The 18,263-nt window shown below is 66.5% G+C and carries 18 protein-coding genes and 1 pseudogene; 6 read left to right on the top strand and 13 right to left on the bottom strand.

From position 1 onward, the window contains the following. The coding region (locus Q0C59_RS07585) for a PQQ-dependent sugar dehydrogenase (protein WP_291213735.1) at positions 1-817 on the top strand (817 nt) is incomplete at its 5' end. Between the two features lie 7 nt (positions 818-824). Here the strand turns inward: Q0C59_RS07585 and Q0C59_RS07580 are convergent. Both Q0C59_RS07580 and Q0C59_RS07575 read right to left on the bottom strand, forming a co-directional pair. Beyond that, a complete protein-coding gene (locus Q0C59_RS07580) occupies positions 825-1,064 on the bottom strand; it encodes a DUF2798 domain-containing protein (protein WP_291213733.1) in 240 nt (79 codons plus the stop codon). Between the two features lie 70 nt (positions 1,065-1,134). Beyond that, entirely contained in the window at positions 1,135-1,959 is an 825-nt protein-coding gene (locus tag Q0C59_RS07575; protein ID WP_291213731.1) for a plasmid replication/partition related protein, read from the bottom strand. 274 nt (positions 1,960-2,233) lie between these two features. Between Q0C59_RS07575 and Q0C59_RS07570 the strand changes: the two genes are divergently transcribed. Next, positions 2,234-5,452: a PAS domain-containing protein gene (locus tag Q0C59_RS07570; RefSeq protein WP_291213729.1), complete on the top strand. Its 3,219-nt coding sequence runs from the start codon at positions 2,234-2,236 to the stop codon at positions 5,450-5,452. 3 nt (positions 5,453-5,455) lie between these two features. Here the strand turns inward: Q0C59_RS07570 and Q0C59_RS07565 are convergent, their stop codons facing one another. After that, on the bottom strand, positions 5,456-6,391 hold the full coding sequence (locus Q0C59_RS07565; protein ID WP_291213727.1) for an inositol monophosphatase family protein: 936 nt from the start codon (positions 6,389-6,391) through the stop codon (positions 5,456-5,458). A 122-nt stretch (positions 6,392-6,513) separates the two neighbouring features. Here Q0C59_RS07565 and Q0C59_RS07560 point away from each other — a divergent pair, with 122 nt between their 5' ends. Further along, positions 6,514-7,248 (top strand): RNA methyltransferase, encoded by a 735-nt coding sequence (locus Q0C59_RS07560; RefSeq protein ID WP_291213725.1) that lies wholly within the window; start codon positions 6,514-6,516, stop codon positions 7,246-7,248. 9 nt (positions 7,249-7,257) lie between these two features. After that, positions 7,258-8,025: a serine O-acetyltransferase gene (gene cysE / locus Q0C59_RS07555; protein ID WP_291213723.1), complete on the top strand. Its 768-nt coding sequence runs from the start codon at positions 7,258-7,260 to the stop codon at positions 8,023-8,025. Between the two features lie 4 nt (positions 8,026-8,029). On the opposite strand, the gene Q0C59_RS07550 is transcribed toward cysE, so the two are convergent. Genes Q0C59_RS07550 through yjgA form a run of 3 tightly spaced genes read right to left on the bottom strand, consistent with a single transcriptional unit; the run spans position 8,030 to position 9,781 of the window. Continuing rightward, positions 8,030-8,506 carry a peptidylprolyl isomerase gene (locus Q0C59_RS07550; protein WP_291213721.1) on the bottom strand — a complete coding sequence of 159 codons (477 nt, stop codon included), beginning with the start codon at positions 8,504-8,506 and terminating at the stop codon, positions 8,030-8,032. A gap of 19 nt (positions 8,507-8,525) precedes the next feature. Then, positions 8,526-9,131: a molybdopterin adenylyltransferase gene (gene mog, locus Q0C59_RS07545; RefSeq protein WP_291213719.1), complete on the bottom strand. Its 606-nt coding sequence runs from the start codon at positions 9,129-9,131 to the stop codon at positions 8,526-8,528. Beyond that, positions 9,128-9,781, bottom strand: a complete 654-nt coding sequence (gene yjgA, locus Q0C59_RS07540; protein WP_291213717.1) for a ribosome biogenesis factor YjgA — start codon at positions 9,779-9,781, stop codon at positions 9,128-9,130. Before yjgA ends, mog begins: the two co-directional genes overlap by 4 nt. Positions 9,782-9,878: 97 nt before the next feature. On the opposite strand from yjgA, the gene pmbA reads away from it, so the two are divergent. After that, entirely contained in the window at positions 9,879-11,309 is a 1,431-nt protein-coding gene (pmbA, locus tag Q0C59_RS07535; RefSeq protein ID WP_291213715.1) for a metalloprotease PmbA, read from the top strand. Between the two features lie 109 nt (positions 11,310-11,418). Beyond that, positions 11,419-12,306, top strand: coding sequence for a DMT family transporter (locus Q0C59_RS07530; protein ID WP_291213713.1), 888 nt, complete (start codon positions 11,419-11,421; stop codon positions 12,304-12,306). Positions 12,307-12,312: 6 nt separating this feature from the next. Here Q0C59_RS07530 and Q0C59_RS07525 read toward each other — a convergent pair whose 3' ends face one another. The 7 genes and pseudogenes from Q0C59_RS07525 to Q0C59_RS07495 all read right to left on the bottom strand — a co-directional run. Next, positions 12,313-13,527 (bottom strand): ABC transporter substrate-binding protein, encoded by a 1,215-nt coding sequence (locus tag Q0C59_RS07525; RefSeq protein ID WP_370654275.1) that lies wholly within the window; start codon positions 13,525-13,527, stop codon positions 12,313-12,315. Between the two features lie 122 nt (positions 13,528-13,649). Further along, positions 13,650-14,111 carry a GatB/YqeY domain-containing protein gene (locus Q0C59_RS07520; protein ID WP_291213711.1) on the bottom strand — a complete coding sequence of 154 codons (462 nt, stop codon included), beginning with the start codon at positions 14,109-14,111 and terminating at the stop codon, positions 13,650-13,652. Positions 14,112-14,219: 108 nt separating this feature from the next. Further along, a complete protein-coding gene (gene rpsU, locus Q0C59_RS07515) occupies positions 14,220-14,432 on the bottom strand; it encodes a 30S ribosomal protein S21 (RefSeq protein WP_056273869.1) in 213 nt (70 codons plus the stop codon). Positions 14,433-14,570: 138 nt separating this feature from the next. After that, positions 14,571-15,788 carry an NAD(P)/FAD-dependent oxidoreductase gene (locus Q0C59_RS07510; RefSeq protein ID WP_291213709.1) on the bottom strand — a complete coding sequence of 406 codons (1,218 nt, stop codon included), beginning with the start codon at positions 15,786-15,788 and terminating at the stop codon, positions 14,571-14,573. Between the two features lie 23 nt (positions 15,789-15,811). Further along, a complete protein-coding gene (locus Q0C59_RS07505) occupies positions 15,812-16,939 on the bottom strand; it encodes a sterol desaturase family protein (protein ID WP_291213707.1) in 1,128 nt (375 codons plus the stop codon). A 69-nt stretch (positions 16,940-17,008) separates the two neighbouring features. Beyond that, positions 17,009-17,794, bottom strand: coding sequence for a uroporphyrinogen-III C-methyltransferase (gene cobA, locus Q0C59_RS07500; protein ID WP_291213704.1), 786 nt, complete (start codon positions 17,792-17,794; stop codon positions 17,009-17,011). Then, positions 17,778-18,263 (bottom strand): annotated as a pseudogene (locus Q0C59_RS07495) (DNA-binding protein YbiB); the annotation flags it as partial. The pseudogene Q0C59_RS07495 and the gene cobA, both read right to left, overlap by 17 nt.

The following is an 18,263-nucleotide window of genomic DNA, read 5'->3' as shown; positions in this document are numbered from 1 at the left end:
GGTCAATGGCCGGGTGTTGCTGTCTTTTGCCCATGGACAGACCGAGGCCAACCACCTGCGTGTGGTGCGCGCCCGCTTTGACGGCCGCCAGTTGCTGGACGTGCAACCCATCTTCACGTCGCAGCCGGCCAAGACCGAGACACAACATTTCGGTGGCCGCATGGCCTGGCTGGCCGACGGCAGCTTGTTGCTGGGCATGGGTGACGGCAACCTCGATCGCACCGATGCGCAACGGCTGCACACCCACCTGGGCAAGTTGCTGCGCATCCAGCCCGACGGCAGTGTGCCCGGCGACAACCCGTTTCTTCAGCGCCCGAATGCCCGGCCCGAGATCTACAGCATCGGCCACCGCAACCCGCAGGGCATGGTGGTGGTGGACGGCGTGCCTTATGCCCACGAGCATGGCGCGCGCGGCGGCGACGAGTTGAACCGCATCGAGCCTGGGGCCAACTACGGCTGGCCCCTGACCACGGGCGGCATCGACTACACCTACGCCCGCATCACGCCGTACCGCAGCCTGCCGGGCATCCAGCCGGCGCTGGTGGAGTGGACCCCGTCGATCGCACCGGCCGGCCTGACCTGGTACGACGGCCCACTGTTTCCGGCCTGGCGGGGCAGCCTGTTCGTGGCGGCGCTGAAAGAGCGCAGCGTTCGGCGTGTTCCCTTGCCTGGCGGTGTGCCCGGACCTCAGGAGATCCTGTTTCAGGAACTCGGCGAGCGCATCCGCGACGTGCGGGCCGGGCCCGACGGTGCGATCTACCTGCTGACCGACAGCGTCAACGGTCGGGTGCTGCGCGTGGTGCCCACAACGCCGTGAAACGGGCTCAGGCCGAGGGCGGCGGGTGCACCGTTTTCTTCACCAGAAAAAGAACCACGGGCCGGAAGATCACCACGCAGGTGAAGGCGACCGGGAAGGCCACTGCGTAGCCTTGCAGAACGCGCGCCAGGTAGCCCGCACCCAGGCCCGAGTTGATGGCAACCAAGGCAGCGCTCACCACGAAGGCAATGATGCCTGCCATGTAGGCGGCAAATGCGATGCCGGTGAGCTTGTGGGGCAGTTTCATGGAGTGCTGTCGGAAGGGTGCGGCGCGAATGCTGGCGGATGATTCTGGCACGAGGCGCTCGCGCCACAGCTCAGGCGGACTGCGCTTCCAGTTGCGAGCGCAGCGCAGCCACCTCGTCGCGCAGCGCGGCGTTGTCGGCTTCCAGTTCGCCCACCTTCACGCGCAGGGTTGCCAGTTCATCGGACGGTGACGTGGCCGGTGTGTCGTCACTGGCCTCGGGCGGCTTGCGGCGGGCATCGCGTGCCCGTTTGGCGGCCAGTTTGAGTTCGTCCTTGCCGGCGAGCGCGGCGGCCACTTGCTCGTCGGCCGGCAGGCTGGCCACCGCGGCGGCGGCGTTGAGCGAAATGGCACCGGCCTTCAGGGCTTGCACCAGCTCGGGCGCCGCCTGTTTCTGGATTTTTTCGATCTGCACCACCTGGCTGCTGCTCAGTCGTGCCGCCTTGGCAATGTCTTCGCGGCTGTGCAGTGGTCGGGTGGGCGGTGCGACGTGCGCGTCCGGGGCCGGGGTGGGCATCACCTCGTCGGGTGGCAGGTCGTCGGGTGAGGGGGTGGACGCCAGAAAGCGCGAGCGCCGCCCGGCCAGGATCTCGCGCTTGCGCAAGGCCAGCACACCGCGCTGGAAGTCGGACACGCTGCGCCGGCCCAGGTGCTGGTCGATCATCCACAGGTGCACGTCTTCCATCGACTGGAAATGCGTGTTCTGCACGGTCTGAAACGGCACGCCGTGTTTCTGGCAGATGCCGTGGCGGTTGTGTCCGTCCACCAGCACGTCGCCCCAAAGCACCAGCGCGTCGCGGCAACCTTCGCTGAGGATGCTGCGCTCCAGCGCGTCGTATTCGTCCGGGGTCAGGGGGTCGATGTAGGCTTTGAGGTCCGGGTTGACGGTGATGTGCATGGGATCGGGGTGCGGGGAGGAATCGGGGGGCGGATTGTAGATGGCCGGGTGGTTGGGACGGGATGCTGCCCGCCTGCCGTGCACGCGCGTACATTAGGGCAGGCCGTCAGAAGTCGCCCAGCCATTGTGCGGACACCGGTAACCGTCGACCCATACAAAAGCACGCATGACCGAAGCTGCACCAGATCCCGCTTCCCGCGAGCCGGTCCTCCCACCGCCTGCCTCGGCGCCGGCAGGGGCGGAGGCTTCCCTCCTGCCTTTCGAAGCCATCTTCATGGCTGCGCCGCTACCGGCCTCGGTGTCCCGGTGGAGCGATGGTTGTCTGCTCTCCGTCAACGAGGCCTGGGTGAAGATCACGGGCGTGTCGCGCGAAGAAGCCATCGGCCGCACCACGGTGGAACTGGGGCACTGGCGGGGCGAAGCGGATCGGAACCGGTTTCTGCGCGACCTGCCCGGCCCCGACGAAGTGCAGGTGCTTCACCTCAAGGGTGGCCAGGCGCACCGGGTGCGCATGCACGCCACCGCGCTGGAAGCCAAGCCCGAGAAACTGTTGCTGGTCTATTTCACCGAAACCACGCGTGAAGAGGAGGCCGAGGCGGCCCTTGCCCAGTCGAACGAAGCGCTGAAACGGGCCAACGTGGAATTGCAGCAGCGCGTGGAGCTGCACGTTGCGATCGAGAAGCTGGCCCGGGTGGGGCACTGGACGAACGCGCAGAGCGAGGAGCATGTGCAGTGGTCACCGGGCCTGTACGAGATCGCGGGTGTGGCCTACCAACACCCGATACCGCGCGCCGTCGGACGTGGCGGTATCCACCCCGACGACATGCCGGCCTGGCTCGAAGCCCGCGCCGCGCTGGACAGCCGGGAGGTTGAGTTCCGGTGGTTGCGTCCCGACGGCGAGCAGCGCTGGTTTCGCTCCCGCCTGAGCCAGACCTCGGTGGCGGGCAATCCACAGACCGACTTTGGTGTGGTGCAGGACATCACGGCCGAGCGCCAGGCCGCCGAACAACTCGCCCGGCAGCTCGATCTGCTGCAGAACATTGCCCAGCGCGTGCCCGGCATGATGTTCCAGGCGAAGCTTTCGCCCGAGGGCAGGAGCACCATCCTGTATGTGAACGACGCGGCGCGCGACATGCTGGGCGTGGAGCCCGGGGATTTGCAGAGTGACGCGCGCATCCTGTTCCAGCGCGTGCACGCCGACGACCGCGCCGATGTCATTGCCTCGCTGGCCGTCTCCGCGCGCGAGCTGAGCTACTGGCGCCAGACCTACCGCGTGAACCTGCCCGAGCGTGGCCTGCGCTGGTACCGGGTGGAGGCGGTGCCCCAGCGCGAGTCCGACGGCTCGGTGATCTGGCACGGTTTCACGTCAGACGTGACCGACGCCCGGCTGGCGGCTCAGCGCGTCGAGCGGCAGCAGCAGATGCTGGAAGCGGTGCGCCGCGCGCAGGCGGAATTCATCGAAACCGAAGACAAGCGTGGCGCATTCCAGGGTCTGCTGGACGCGTTCATCCAGCTCACAACCAGCGGCTATGGCTTCGTCGGCGAGGTGCTGTACGACGTCAACGACAAGCCCTACCTGCGCACACACGCCGTTACCGACATCTCGTGGGACGAAGCATCGCGGCGCATGTACACCGACCAGCTCGATGCGGGCATGACCTTCAGCAACCTCAAGACCTTGTTCGGCCATGCGATGTCGACCGGCTTGCCGGTGATTGCCAACGATCCGCGCAGCGATCCGAGGGCCGCCGGCATGCCCAATGGCCAACCGCCCATGGACGCTTTCCTCGGCATTCCGCTGGCGGTGGGGGATCGGCTCGTGGCCATGGTGGGGCTGGCCAACCAGCCCGAGGGCTACAGCGAGGCCGACATCGAATTCCTCCAGCCGCTGCTGGGCGCGGTGCGACAGCTGGTGCTGGCCTGGCGCAACCTGCAGGAACGCAAGCGCACCCGCAGCCAGCTGGAGGCCACGAGTGCCTTGCTGGCCGAGAAGAGCGCGGCTTTGCAGGCCACGCTGGACAGCATCAGCCAGGGCCTGACCAAGGTGTCGGCCGACGGGCAGATCCTGTTCTACAACCGCCGCACGCTGGAGCTGCTGGACCTGCCCGACGAGCTGATGGCCAGACGACCCACGCACGAGGACATGGTGAAGTTTCAGCGCGAGCGGGGTGATTTTGGCGACCAGCTGCAATGGATCGACCCCGCGGCGAGACGCTATCTGGAAAACCAGACGGCTCCGGTCTCCTTGCCCGACCACTACTGGCGAAAGACCAGGGATGGGCGCACGCTGGAGATCCGGTCTCGCCAGCTGCCGGACGGCGGGGTGGTGCGCACCTTCACCGATGTGACCTCCTACATCTCCACGCAGGAGGCCCTGCGGGAAGAGCGCCAGCGCCTGGCCTGGGTGCTGGACGCCACACGCCCAGGCATCTGGGAGACCAACCTCACCGAGCGGACCCTCACCATCAACGAACGCTGGGCCGAGATGGTGGGCCACACCCTGGCCGAATTGACCCCCGTCACCTACGACACCTGGGAATCCCGCGTACACCCCGATGACCTGGTCAAGGCCGATGCGGCGCGCGACCGCCACATGAAGGGCGAGTTGCCGTTCTACGACTGCGACCTGCGCCTGAAGCACAAGGACGGTCACTGGGTCTGGATCAACACCCGGGGCCGGGTGCACCAGCGCGACAGTGACGACCGCGCGCTTTACATGTCGGGCACGCATCTGGACATCAGCGAGCGTGTGGCCGCGCAGGAGCAGATCCATGCCCTCAACGCCAGCCTGGAGCAGCGGGTGCGCGAGCGCACGGCCGAGCTGGAGCGAACCATGCGGGACATGGAGGCGATCTCGTATTCGATCGCACACGACCTGCGTGCGCCGCTGCGCTCGGTGAATGGTTTTGCACAGGTGATTGCCGAAGAGGAGGGCGAGCGGCTCAGCGAGAGTGGGCGCCAGATGTTCGAGCGCATCGCGCGCTCCTCGCGCAACATGGGCCAGATGATCACCGACATGCTGGAGCTGCTCCGCGTGGTGCAGGTCGAGCTGGATGCGCGGCCGGTCTGCATGGCCGACCTGGCCAGCGCGGTGGCGGATTCCCTGTCGCCGCAGGTGCCCGAAGCGCGCATCGAGGTGGGTGAGCTGCCCGATGCGCTGGGTGACGCCACGCTGTTGCGCCAGGTGCTCAGCAACCTGCTGGACAACGCCTTGAAATACTCACGCCACCAGAGCGAGCCCATGGTGGTGGTGGGTTTTGACGCCGACGCCAGCGCCTATTTCGTGCGCGACAACGGCATGGGTTTCGACATGGCGCGCGCCCACAAGCTGTTCGGTCTGTTCCAGCGCCTGCATGCCGGCACCGACGTGCCGGGCATGGGGGTGGGTCTGGCCATCGTGGCGCGCATCATCGAGCGCCACGGTGGCAGCATCTGGGCCGAATCGGCGCCGGGGCAAGGCGCCTGTTTCTGGTTTCGCGTGCCGCGGGCCTGAGCGTCAGAAGGGCGCGTCGCCCTGGCTGGTGCTGTCAGCCTGGGCTGCCGGCGCTTCGGCAGCAGGTGCTTCGGCCGCAGGCGCGCCGATCGTGCGGGCCTGGCGCACCGCCGCCTTGTCGCCCGCGCTGGCGAACTTGCTGTACTTGGCAGTCACACCGACCAGCTGGCCGTAGATCTTGGGGTTGGCGGCCATGCATTCCTTCTGTTCCAGGAAGTCGGCTTCGCCGGTGAAGTTGCCGATCAGGCCACCGGCTTCGGTGACCAGCAGCGCACCCGCGGCCACGTCCCAGGGTGAGAGTCCCATTTCAAAGAAGCCGTCGGTGAAACCGGCGGCTACATAAGCCAGGTCGAGCGCGGCCGAACCGGGGCGGCGCACGCCGGCCACGCGAGGCATCACGTCGCCGAGCATCTGCAGGTAGGTCTGGAAAGCGTCGCCCGGGCGGAACGGAAAGCCGGTGGACATGAGGCAATCGCGCAACGCGATGCGCTTGGCCACGCGGATGCGGCGGTCGTTCATGTACGCGCCGCGCCCGCGCGTGGCGCAGAAGAGGTCGTTGCGGGTCGGGTCGTAGATCACGGCTTGTTCGAGCTTGTTGCCCACCATGAGCGCGATGCTCACGCAGTACACCGGAAAGCCGTGAATGAAGTTGGTGGTGCCGTCCAGCGGGTCGATGATCCAGACGTGGTCTGCGCCGCCATGCCGTCCTTCGCGCTTGCCCGACTCTTCCGCCCAGATCGCGTGATCGGGGTAGGCGGTGAGCAAGGTGTCGATGATCGCGGCCTCGGCGGCCTGATCAACTTCGGTCACGAAGTCGTTGGTCTGTTTGACCGAAACGCGGACCGATTCCACATCCAGTGCGGCGCGGTTGATGATGGTGCCGGCAAGGCGAGCGGCCTTGATGGCCACGTTGAGCATGGGGTGGAGCGTGGACGACATGAATTGTGAACCTCGGCGCGACACGGGAGCGGCGCGCAGCAGTGGAAGAGCAGCTGGATGCGCCCCGGCGATGCGGGGCGGCGACAATGTGCGAGATTTTACCGCCACCTATCCCCCTCAGCATGCGCACCCGTTTTGTATTGATCCAGACCAGCCATGCCGGCAATGTGGGCGGCGTGGCCCGTGCCCTGAAGGTGATGGGTTTTGACGACCTCGTGCTGGTGCAGCCGCGCTGGGCCAACGTGCTGCGCCGCGAAGAAACCATCCAGCGCGCCAGCGGCGCCAACGACGTGCTGGCCAAGACGCGCGTCGTCGACACGCTGGACGAAGCGCTGGATGGCATGACCCACCTGTGCGCCACCGCCATGACACCGCGCGACTTCGGCCCGCCCACGCTGGCGCCCCGTGAACACTTCCAGACCCTGCTCGCCACGCCCGAGCCACCCGAAGGCGTGGCCTTCCTGTTTGGCTCGGAGCGCTTCGGCATGCGCAACGAAGACGTGTACCGCTGCCACGTGGCGCTCAGCATTCCCACCGCGCCCGATTTCGGCTCGCTCAACCTCGCGGCGGCAGTGCAGCTGATCGCCTACGACTGGCGCGAGGCACTCGGCGGCTTCGCTCCGCCACCCGCTGCGCCACCGCGCCAGCAAGCCGACGCGCAGGCCATCGGCGGCATGCTGACGCACCTGGAGCAGGCGCTGGTGGCGGTGGACTTCCTCGACCCGGCCGCGCCGAAGAAGCTCATGCCCCGGTTGAACCAGCTTTTCAACCGCGCTGCGCCCAGCGAAGAAGAAATCCACATCCTGCGAGGTGTTGCCAAGGCGATGCTGCAGGTGGCCGACAAGGCCAGGCGCTAGACTGCCGCCATGTTTGCCCGCCTCCGCTCCGACATCCAGTGCGTCCTCGACCGCGACCCCGCTGCGCGCAGCACCTGGGAAGTCATCACCTGCTACCCCGGTCTGCACGCGGTCTGGCTTCACCGCCCGGCGCACTGGTGCTGGACGCACGGCTTCAAATGGCTGGGCCGTTTCATCTCGCACATCGCGCGTTTTCTCACCGGCATCGAAATCCATCCTGGTGCCAAGGTGGGTGAACGTGTGTTCTTCGATCACGCCATGGGCGTGGTGGTGGGCGAGACCGCCGAGATCGGCGACGGATGCACGATCTACCAGGGTGTGACGCTGGGCGGCACCTCGCTCTACAAGGGCACCAAGCGCCACCCCACGCTGGGCAAGGACGTGGTGGTGAGCGCGGGCGCCAAGGTGCTGGGTGGTTTTCTGGTGGGCGACGGCGCCAAGATCGGCAGCAACGCGGTGGTGATCAAGCCGGTGCCGGCAGGCGCCACGGCGGTGGGCATTCCGGCGCGCATCATCCCGAGCAAGACCGGCGAAAGCGCCGACGTGACCGATCCGAAGTTCCAGGCCTACGGCATCACGCAGGAAGACGATCCGCTGTCACAGGCCATGCGCGGCCTGATCGACAGCACCGCCAGCCAGGAGCACCAGATCGCGTTGCTGTGGTGCGCGATCGAGAAACTCTCGCAGTCATCGCGGGAGGGCGACTGCGTGCCCAAGGACGCGGCGCGCGAAGAGTGTTTTGAAGCCGAAAAGCTCAACCAGCTCATCGGCAAGTGACGTGTCAGTGGTGATGTCCGTGCGCGCCGTGCGCATGGCCGTGTGAAATCTCTTCCGCACTCGCTGCTTTCACTTCCACCACCTTCACCGCGAACTTCAGCGTCTGCCCGGCCATGGGGTGGTTGCCGTCCAGGTGCACCGTGTCGCCCTTGATCTTCATCACGGTGAACACGTGTTGCTGGCCCTTGTCGTCGCTGCCCTCGAGCTGGCCACCCACTTTCACACCCGGCGGAAAGTCGCGCTTGGGCATGGTGGTCACCAGGCTCTCGTCGCGCACGCCAAAGGCGTCTTCGGGCGGCAGCACCAGCGTGGCGGCGAAGCCCGGCTCCTGGCCTTCCAGCGCCTTCTCGATGCCGGGCAGCGTGTTGCCGTAGCCGCCGTGCAGGTACGCACGCGGCTCCTTGCCGTCTTCCAGCACTTTGCCCTGGGCATCGGTGGCACGGAAGGTGAGGGTGACGATGGTGTCTTTGGTGATCTTCATGGTGCGTCTCTTGAGGATGTCAGCGCGCGGGGCGCACGGCGGATTTGGGTCGGAAGGCCTTGCAGACTTCGTCGTTCGTTTCGAGGTAAGGCCCGCCGATCAGGTCGATGCAGTAGGGCACGGCGGCGAAAATGCCGTTGACCTTCTGCGTGCCGTCGGCGTTCTTCAGGCCTTCGAGCGTTTCGGCGATCGCCTTGGGCTGGCCCGGCAGGTTCAGGATCAGGCTCTGGTCGCGGATCACGGCCACCTGGCGCGAGAGGATGGCGGTGGGGACAAAGGTCAGGCTGATCTGGCGCATCTGTTCGCCAAAGCCCGGCATCTCCTTGTGCGCCACGGCCAGCGTAGCCTCGGGCGTCACGTCGCGCAGCGCCGGGCCGGTGCCACCGGTGGTGAGCACCAGCGAGCAGCCGGCGTCCACCAGCTCGATCAGCGTGGCGCTGATGCGCTCGACCTCGTCGGGGATCAGCCGCGGCTCGAAGGTGATGGGGTTCTTGAGCGCGCGCGCGAGCCACTCCTGCAGCGCGGGCAGGCCCTTGTCTTCGTACATGCCGGTGCTGGCGCGGTCGCTGATGGACACGATGCCGATGCGCACCGGGTCTTCGGGTGGGCGGGTTTGTTCGTTCATGCAGGGTCTTCCTCAACGGGCGCGTCGGGTTCGTCCGAGCCCTGGTTCAGCGCGGCCTTGACCAGCTGGAAGATCTCGCGGTACGCCTTGCCGTGGCGCACGGCTTCGCCTGCGCGCTCCAGCGCCTCGTTGGCCTGCGCATCCTTGCGGGCCTGGCGGATGAGCGCACGCAGTTGCTGCACATCGGTGTCCGGCGCCTGCTCCAGCCAGCGCGTGAGGGCGTCGTCGTTGGCAATCAGCTGGTCGCGCCACTGCTCGGCCAGGTGCAATGACAGCGTGCCCTTCACCGAGCCCTTGTTCTGCTCGTCCAGCGCGGCTTCCACTTCGGCCAGCTTCGCTTCGCTCACGCCGCGCATGAGCTTGCCGATGAACTGCATCTGGCGGCGGCGACCTTCGAAGTTGGTGATCTTCTTGCAGTCGTTGACCGTGTCCACCAGTTTTTCCGACAGGTCGAGCCGTTTCATCAGGTCCGGGCGCAGCGTGAGCAGGCTTTCGCCGATCTGCTGCAGTCGGTCGCTGTACTTCTTGAGATCGGTCTTGCTCATGTCGTCCGAACCCTTGAGCTCGCGCTTGAGTTCCAGGTCCAGCTCGCTGCCCAGGGCGACGAACTGGCCGCGGACGAAATAGCCTTTGGTGGGTTTGCGGGACATGTGGGGTCTCAAAAGGGGAGGGCTGCACGTTGTGCAGCATGGGCATCTGCGCGCGATGCAGCGCCCGGGTAGGGCGGCCAGTATCATAGCCGTCGATATGAAAAATGCCCCCCACACCCCGGCCCAGCCCACCCCCCCGGCCTCGGCCAACGCCCCGCTCCCCGGTTTCCAGTACGCCCGCAGCCAGTTCGAAGAGCTGGTCGACCTGGCTCTTTCACACGCCAAACAGCTCGGTGCGGCCGATGCCGCGGCCGAGGTGTCCGAAGGCGCCGGCCTGAGCGTGTCGGTCCGCAAAGGTGAGCTGGAAAACGTGGAGCGCAACCGCGACAAGTCGCTCGGCGTCACGGTCTACCTGGGCCAGAAGCGCGGCAACGCGTCCACCTCCGACTTCTCCGCCGCCGCCGTGCGCCAGACGGTGCAGGCCGCCTTTGATATCGCCCGCTTCACCGCCGAAGACCCCATGGCCGGCCTGCCCGATGCGGCTGACGTGGCCGACAGCTACCTCGATCTCGACCTGTTCCACCCCTGGGTGCTGAACTCCGAAGAGGCCATGCGCATCGCGCTGGAATGCGAAGCAGCGGCCTTTGCCACCAGCAAGAAGATCAACAACAGCGAAGGCGCCGGCGTGTCGGCCCAGCAGTCGCACTTTTTCACCGCCCACATGCGCGAGGGCGCGCGCTCGGGCGCCGGCATCTTCAGCGGCGGCTACGCCAGCTCGCGCCACAGTCTCTCGGTGGCTCCCATCGCCGGCAAGGGCGCGAACATGCAGCGCGACTACTGGTACAGCTCGCAGCGCTCGCCGCAAGACCTGGCCTCGCCGCAGGCCGTGGGCCGCTACGCCGCCGAGCGCACGCTGGCGCGCCTGAACGGCCGCAAGATCGCCACCACCGAATGCCCGGTGCTGTTCGAGTCGCCCATGGCCGCCGGCCTGCTGGGCGCCTACGTGCAGGCCACCAGCGGCGGCGCGCTCTACCGCAACACCACCTTTTTGCCCAACAGCCTGGGCAAGCGCGTGCTGGCCAAACACCTCGACATCGTGGAAGACCCGCACGTGCGCAACGGCAAGGGCAGTTCACCATTTGACGACGAAGGCGTGCGCACCGCCAAGCGCAAGGTGGTCTCGGGCGGCAAGGTGCTGGGCTACTTTTTGTCCACCTACTCGGCGCGCAAGCTGGGCATGCGCACCACCGGCAACGCTGGCGGTTCGCACAACCTCACGCTCACCAGCCGCCTGACCCAACCTGGCGACGATTTGCGCGCCATGCTCAAGAAGCTCGGCCGCGGCCTGATGGTCACCGAGCTCATGGGCCAGGGCGTGAACTACGTGACCGGCGACTACTCGCGCGGCGCCTCGGGCTACTGGGTGGAAAACGGCGAGATCGCCTACCCGGTGCACGAGATCACCATTGCCGGCAACCTGAAGGACATGTTCCAGGGGATCGAAGCGGTGGGCGCGGATGCGTACAACTTCGGTGCGAAGACTGTCGGGTCCATCTTGGTCAACAAGATGAAGATCGCCGGAAGTTGATGGCCCCCACGCTCCACCGCTGCGCGGGTCGCTGCCCCCCGAGGGGGCTGTTTCGTCTTGGGGCGGCCCTGCGACGAAACGCTGGCCCCAAGGCTCACCGACTGAGCTGATGCGCCCGGAGGCGCTGGCGCTGCTCGCGGCAGCCTGCTGGGCGGTCTCCAGTCTCTTCTCGGTGGGCCCGGCGCAGCGTTTGGGTGCATTCGCCTTCAGCCGCTGGCGCATGCTGTTTGCCAGCCTGATCCTGTGGGCGCTGGCCTTGATGGGTGGTGGCTGGCGCAGCCTCGATGCCTCGGCCATTGGCCTGCTGGCCCTCTCGGGCGTCATCGGCATCTTCATCGGCGACACGGTGCTGTTCGCCTGCATGAACCGCCTGGGCCCACGCCGTTCGGGTGTGCTCTTCGCCACCCACGCCTTGTTCTCGGCCGTGATCGCCTGGTTCTTCCTGGGGGAGGTGATCTGGGACCGGGCGTTGGTTGGCAGTGGATTGCTGGTGGGCGGCGTGATGCTGGCGATCGTCTGGGGGCGACGCAGCGACGAGCAGCACGGCTGGGAGCAGACGCGGGGCCCCTTGATCATCGGGGTGGGGCTGGGGCTGGCTGCGGCTTTGTGCCAGTCGGTCGCCACCCTGATGCTCAAGCCGCTCATGACGACCGGGGTGGATGCGGTGGCGGCCAGCGCGGCGCGCATGAGCATGGCCCTGCTGGCGCACACCCTGCTGTTCGCCAGCGGATGGCAAGGCGCACGCGCCAAGGTGCCCCTGAGCGGAAAAGATGCGTGGCTTACTTTCCTCAGCGCCGCCGTGGCCATGGCCTTGGGCATGACGCTGATCCTGGCCGCCATGCGGCTTGGGCAGGCTGGCCTGGTGGCCGTGCTGTCGTCCGTCTCGCCGATCCTGATCCTGCCGCTGCTCTGGCTGGTCTACCGGCGCCGCCCAGCGGCGGGCGCCTGGCTGGGTGCGGTGCTGGCGGTGCTGGGCACCGCGCTCATCCTGCGGTAGCCGAGCTCACTGCTTGCGTTGCACGAACAGGTTGCGCCGTGCGTCTTCGGGGTAAGCGAAGGTCACGCCGCCCGCCTTGACCTTGCCCATCACCAGCATGTTCTGCGTGATGGCGTCCTTGTCTTCCAGGGTGAAAGGCCGTTCATAGGTGGCGACCACGCCGTAGTAGACGCGCGGAATGTTCTCCAGCGCGGCCTTGACAAGCGGGCCGTCGAACTTGCCATTGCGGATGCCGAAGAGCGCGTAGGTGAGCAGGTAGGTGGCGTCGTAGCCCTGTGCCGCGGCCATGGGCACGGTCATTTTCTGGTTGTACTTGCGGGCGTAGGCGCTCAGGAACGAGGCGCGGCGCTCGTTGCTGGGCTCGGCAATGAAAGTCTGCGCCATGAGCGAACCTTCGGCGGCCTGGGGCGCACCCTGGATGAAGAAGGGGAACGACAGAGGCCAGGCACCCACCTGCGGCACGTCCCACTTCAGTTCGCGGCGCCCGTTGGCAATCACCGCGTTTTCCTGTCCCACGGTGTAGCTGAAGACCACGTTGGCACCGGCGTCGCGGGCCGCGGCCAGCGACTCCTTGAGGTCTTTCACCCCCAGCGGAAAACGCGCCACGTGCGTGGCCTTGAGGTTCTTGCTCGCCAGGGCCGCTTCCACGTCTTTGAGGCCGGCTTCGCCATAGCCGGTGGTGTCGGCAAAGATGGCGACCTTGGTCCAGCCCCGCTTGACCAGGTCGTCGACCACGAAGGGCGCCTGGATCGAATCCTTGGCCGAAGTGCGGAAGATGTAGCTGGAGGGCCCGGGGAACTTGCCCGTGACCGGCGTGCCGGTGGAGCAGGGCACGATCAGCGGGATCTGCGAGGTCTGGAACACGTCGAGCGCTTTCATGGCCACGCCCGTGTTGCAAAAACCGATGGTTGCGATCACGCCCTCGGCGGCCAGCTCTTGCGAGCCTTTGAGGCCGGTCTCCGGGTCGCCCTTGTCATCCTTGACGACGAGCTGAAGTGGCCGGCCCAGGTAGCCACCCACCGCGTTGATCTCCTCTGCCGCCAGCTGGATGCCGTTGAGCATGGGCACGCCGAAATCCGACGACGGACCGGTGAACGGGCCGATCACGCCGACCTTGATGGGGACCACGGCGGGTTTGACCGGCTGGGCCAGCACCGGCAACGACGGGATGAGGCATAGCAGGCTGGCCAGCACAGCCAGCCGGGATGGTGTTCGGGACAAGGGGGCTCCTCCGGAAGTTGCCGCGAGTTTAGGAGGCTCCCGTTGGTGGCTGCTCGTGGTTTTCCCTGCGCGCGTGCCGTGGCGTCAGCATCGCGTCAGCCTTGTCTTCGAGCCGCGGAAGCTCAAGCGGTGAGTGCTGCCTTCACCGCAGCAGACACCATGCCCATGTCGGCCTTGCCGGCGAGGCGGGTTTTCACCGCGCCCATGACCTTGCCCATGTCGCCCGGGCCCACCGCACGTCCCAGTTCTACACCCAGCTCCGCCACGATGGCCTTGACTTCGGCGGTCACCTCTTCGGCCGACAGGCGCGCCGGCAGGTAGGCCTGCAGCACCTTCAGCTCGGCGCTTTCCTTGTCGGCCAGGTCCATGCGGTCGGCCTTGGTGAAGGCCTCAATGCTGTCCTTGCGCTGCTTGATGAGCTTGTCGACGATGGCCACCACCATGGCGTCGTCGAGTTCCACGCGGTCGTCCACTTCCTTCTGCTTCATGGCTGCGGTCAGCAGGCGGATGGTGCCCAGGCGCTCGCTGTCCTTGGCGCGCATGGCGTTCTTCATGTCTTCGGTGATCTGTTCCTTGAGGCTCATGGTGGGGCTCCTGTGGGGCGGTGAGGGGAATGTTCAGACAACAAAAAAGCCCGCCTGAACGTCTTCCAGCGGGCTTTTGGGCAACCGGGCGAACCCGGCGGCACAGACTCAGTACAGCTTCTTGGGCAGCTGCATCGAGCGCACACGCTTGTAGTGGCGCTTGACGGCGGCGGCCTTCTTGCGCTTGCGCTCGGCGGTGGGCTTTTCGTAAAACTCACGGGCGCGCAGGTCGGTCAGCAAACCGAGCTTTTCGATGGTGCGCTTGAAACGGCGCAGAGCGACGTCAAAGGGTTCGTTGTCTTTTACACGGATGGTCGTCATGGGCGAGAAATGTCCAGAATGCGCGGAAAGAGGATGTTCGGGAAGATCGGGCCCAAGCGTCGTATCCGCAAAATGTCCCGTCGTTAACTAGTATTGGCAGACGGGTATTTGCCAGCAAAGCCTTGGATTATAGCCACTTCAATTCGGTTGGCTACCCAAGGCAACGGCGCATGCGTGCGCACTCGCCCAGGCCCACTGGAAGTTGTAGCCGCCCAGCCAGCCGGTCACATCCACCACCTCTCCGATGAAATACAGCCCGGGCTGCTTCGATTCCAGGGTTTGCGACGACAGGTCGCGCGTGTCCACCCCGCCCAGCGTCACTTCGGCTTTTTTGTAGCCCTCGGTGCCCGTGGGGGTGATCTCCCAGCGCGACAGGCGTTCTGCCAGCCGGGCCAGGGCCTTGTCGGAGGCCTCGGCCACCGGGCGCTGCCAGTCGGTGTCCTGCTGCGCCCAGGCGTCGGCCAGGCGGCTGGGCACGAGGCTTGCAAGTTCGTTGGCGATCAGCTTGCGCGAGGTGGCCTTGGCGCGGGCGAGTGCGGCGGGCAGATCGGCGTCAGGCGCCAGGTTCAGGCGGATCGGGGTGTTGTCGTGCCAGTAGCTGGAGATCTGCAGCACCGCCGGGCCCGAGAGGCCGCGGTGGGTGAAGAGCAGGTCTTCGTTGAACGACATGCGGCTTTTTTTGTCGCCGGTTTCGATGCGCACTGGCAGCGCGAGGCCTGACAAGCCCGCGTACGGCACCCAGCCATCACCATCAAAGGTCAGCGGCACCAGGCCCGGACGCGGCTCGACCAGGCGCAGGCCGAACTGCTTTGCGATGCGGTAACCGAAGTCGGTCGCCCCGATCTTGGGGATGGAGAGGCCACCGGTGGCCACCACCACGGAGCGGCTGCGCACCGGGCCTCGGTCGGTATCGAGCTCATACACGCCGTCGCCGTCCACCCGAATGGCTTTGACGCCACAAGGCTGCCAGCGCTGCACACCACCAGCCTCGCACTCGCGCAGCAGCATCTGGATCAGGTCTTCGGCCGAGCGGTCGCAAAACAGCTGACCTTTGTGCTTTTCGTGGAAGGCGATGTCGTGGCGCTGCAGCAGCCCGATGAAATCGGCCGGCGTGTAGCGCGAAAGCGCCGAGCGGCAGAAGTTGGGGTTGGCGCTGATGAAGTGCTTGTGCGGCGCGTGCGGGTCGAGGTCGCGGTTGGTGAAGTTGGCGCGTCCACCACCCGAGATGCGGATCTTTTCGGCCACTTTTTCACTGTGGTCGAGCACGAGCACGCTCAGGCCGCGTTGACCGGCGATGCCGGCACAGAACAGGCCGGCGGCGCCAGCGCCGATGACGATGGCGTCGAAATGTTGCATGGCGCGCAGTGTAGGCGGCGCGCTCAGCCTTTCCAGGTGAAGGGGAACGCGAGCTGCTTCAAAAAGCCTTTGGGAACGTAGTCGCCCAGCACACCGTAGTGCTCGGGCCAGACCTTGTTGCTGTTGACGGCGGTGCCGAACACATGATCGAGAAAGGCGAAGTGCGCTGCGTAGTTCTTGTCGAGCGCGTCGGCGTCCTGGCTGTGGTGCCAGTGGTGGAAGTTGGGCGTGACGATGAGGTAGCGCAGGGGCCCCAGGCGCACGCTGACGTTGGCGTGGTTGAACACGGCCTGGAAGCCCACCACGATGATGTACGCGTCGATCACTTCCTTGGAAAAGCCCAGCAGGTAAATGGGTCCGAGCACCAGCGTGCGCGTGATGATGGTCTCGATGATGTGCTGGCGCGAGCCGGCCATCCAGTCCATGTGCTTCGTGCTGTGGTGCACCGCGTGCAGGCGCCAGAGCAGCGGGACTTCGTGGTACGCGCGGTGCGTCCAGTACTGCGCGAGGTCGGCCACCAGAATGATCAGCGGCAGAGCGGCCCAGAACGGCAGCGCCGCGATCCAGCCACGCACGCCGTCCACCGGCACCCAGCCAAAGAGCTTGTGCACCAGCAGGTTGGTGGCCAGCAGCATGAAGCCGATGACCATGTGGTTGACGATGAAGTGGTGAAAGTCGGTCTGCCACTCGGGGCGGAACACCGGCTGGTCCTTGCGCAGGGCGAACAGCTTCTCGATGAAGATGAAGATCAGCGCTGAGCCCAGCAGATCGAGGATGAACCAGTCCATGCCGATGTAGGGCGTGTGGTCGGGGAAGTTCGGGTCCACCTCCACCTGGTGCCCGCCCAGCAGTGCGCTGAGCGTGACCAGCGCAAACGCAAAGGCCGAGAGCCAGCGCGCGCGGTTGAACAACACGTTCACCAGGCTCAGACCACCAGCGATCACCATGCCCGCGAACAGCAACTGCCGCATGAGGCCCACGTCGTACTGCTGGCGCAGCTGGGGTGTGGTGAGGTACTGCGGAAAGTGAAATGCCATCACGCCGAGGAAACACAGGATGGCCAGCGACAGCGCAATGGCGCCGGTGACGAGGCCACGGCCCGGGCGCAGCGCGCCGTGGCCTTCGGTGAACTGGTTGAGTTTCTTGAGCATGCAGATGGCTCCGGAGCGCCCCGACGGGAGCGTGGCTGCGGCAGTGTAGCGGCGCGCTGTTGCGCCAGCTCAGGCTGTGCGAACGAGCGGCAGGGGTGCCTGAAGAGCGGCGATGCCGCTGACCACATCACCCACCACGATCACCGCCGGACTGCCCAGCCCTTCATGCTCGATGGTGGCGCGCAGTTGCCCCAGCGTGGTGACCGCGTGCCGTTGTTGGGGCAGCGTGGCGTGCTGGATCACGGCCACCGGCGTGTGGGCCGGCAGGCCGGTGAGCAGCTCGGTCTGGATCTGCTGCGAGCCGCTAACACCCATGTAGATCACCAGCGTGAGCTTGGCGTCGCGCGCGGTGGCGGCCAGGGCCGGCCAGTCGGTGCCGCTGTCGCCGGGCTTGGCGTGGCCGGTGACGAACACCACGCCGTGCGCATGCTCGCGGTGTGTGAGCGGCACGCCCAGCGAGGTGAGACCGGCCAGGCCGGCGGTGATGCCGTTGACCACCTGCACCTCGATGCCGGCGGCGCGCAAGGCTTCCACCTCTTCGCCGCCGCGCCCGAAGATGAACGGGTCGCCGCCCTTGAGACGCACCACCACCTCGCCTTCGCCCGCGGCCATGACCATGAGCTTTTCAATGAAGGCCTGCGGGGTGCTCTTGCAGCCGCCGCGTTTGCCCACGTGCACGATGCGCGCGCCCGGTTTTGCATGCGCCAGCACCGCGTCGCTCACCAGATCGTCGACCAGCAGCACGGTGGCCGCGCTGATGGCCTTGACGGCCTTGAGTGTGAGCAACTCGGGATCACCCGGGCCGGCGCCCACGAGCGAAACGGTACCGGGCAGGAACTCAGAGGGCGTGTGCATGGGCTGGGGAATCATGGTGCTCGATCGCTCGCAAGATGTGTTCCACCTGCAGTGCGATCGGCGTGGGAATGGGTAACGAATCGTTGAGCACGGCGCGGATGTAGTCGGCCGTGTGTGCAGCGCCCACGCTGGGCAGCGAAGGCACCTGCACGAGCGGGCCGTCTTGCTGCGGTTGCACCTCGGTGCGTTCGCCGTCCTGAAAGATTTCCATGCGCGGTGTGCGGCGCGCATCGGCCACCGGTTCACCTTCGGTGCCGCGCAGCAGCATGGCGTGCGCACCCGTGAGGGCCCAGGTGGCGGCCATGGAGCTGGCGTATTCGGGGTGGGTGTAGCTGCCGACGATGAAGGCCTGGCCCACGCACGGGTTCATGAGCTTGACCAGGCTGTGCGCCGGGTTGCGCAGGCCGACCACACGGCGCACGTCGAGCAGGCGCTTGAGGCCAGGGCACAGCACCTCGGTGGGCACAAA

The sequence above is a fragment of the Hydrogenophaga sp. genome, assembly GCF_022844385.1.
GTDB lineage: Bacteria > Pseudomonadota > Gammaproteobacteria > Burkholderiales > Burkholderiaceae_C > Hydrogenophaga.
Note: the sequence above shows the minus strand (reverse complement) of the source record. Positions and strands in the feature narration are given on the sequence as shown.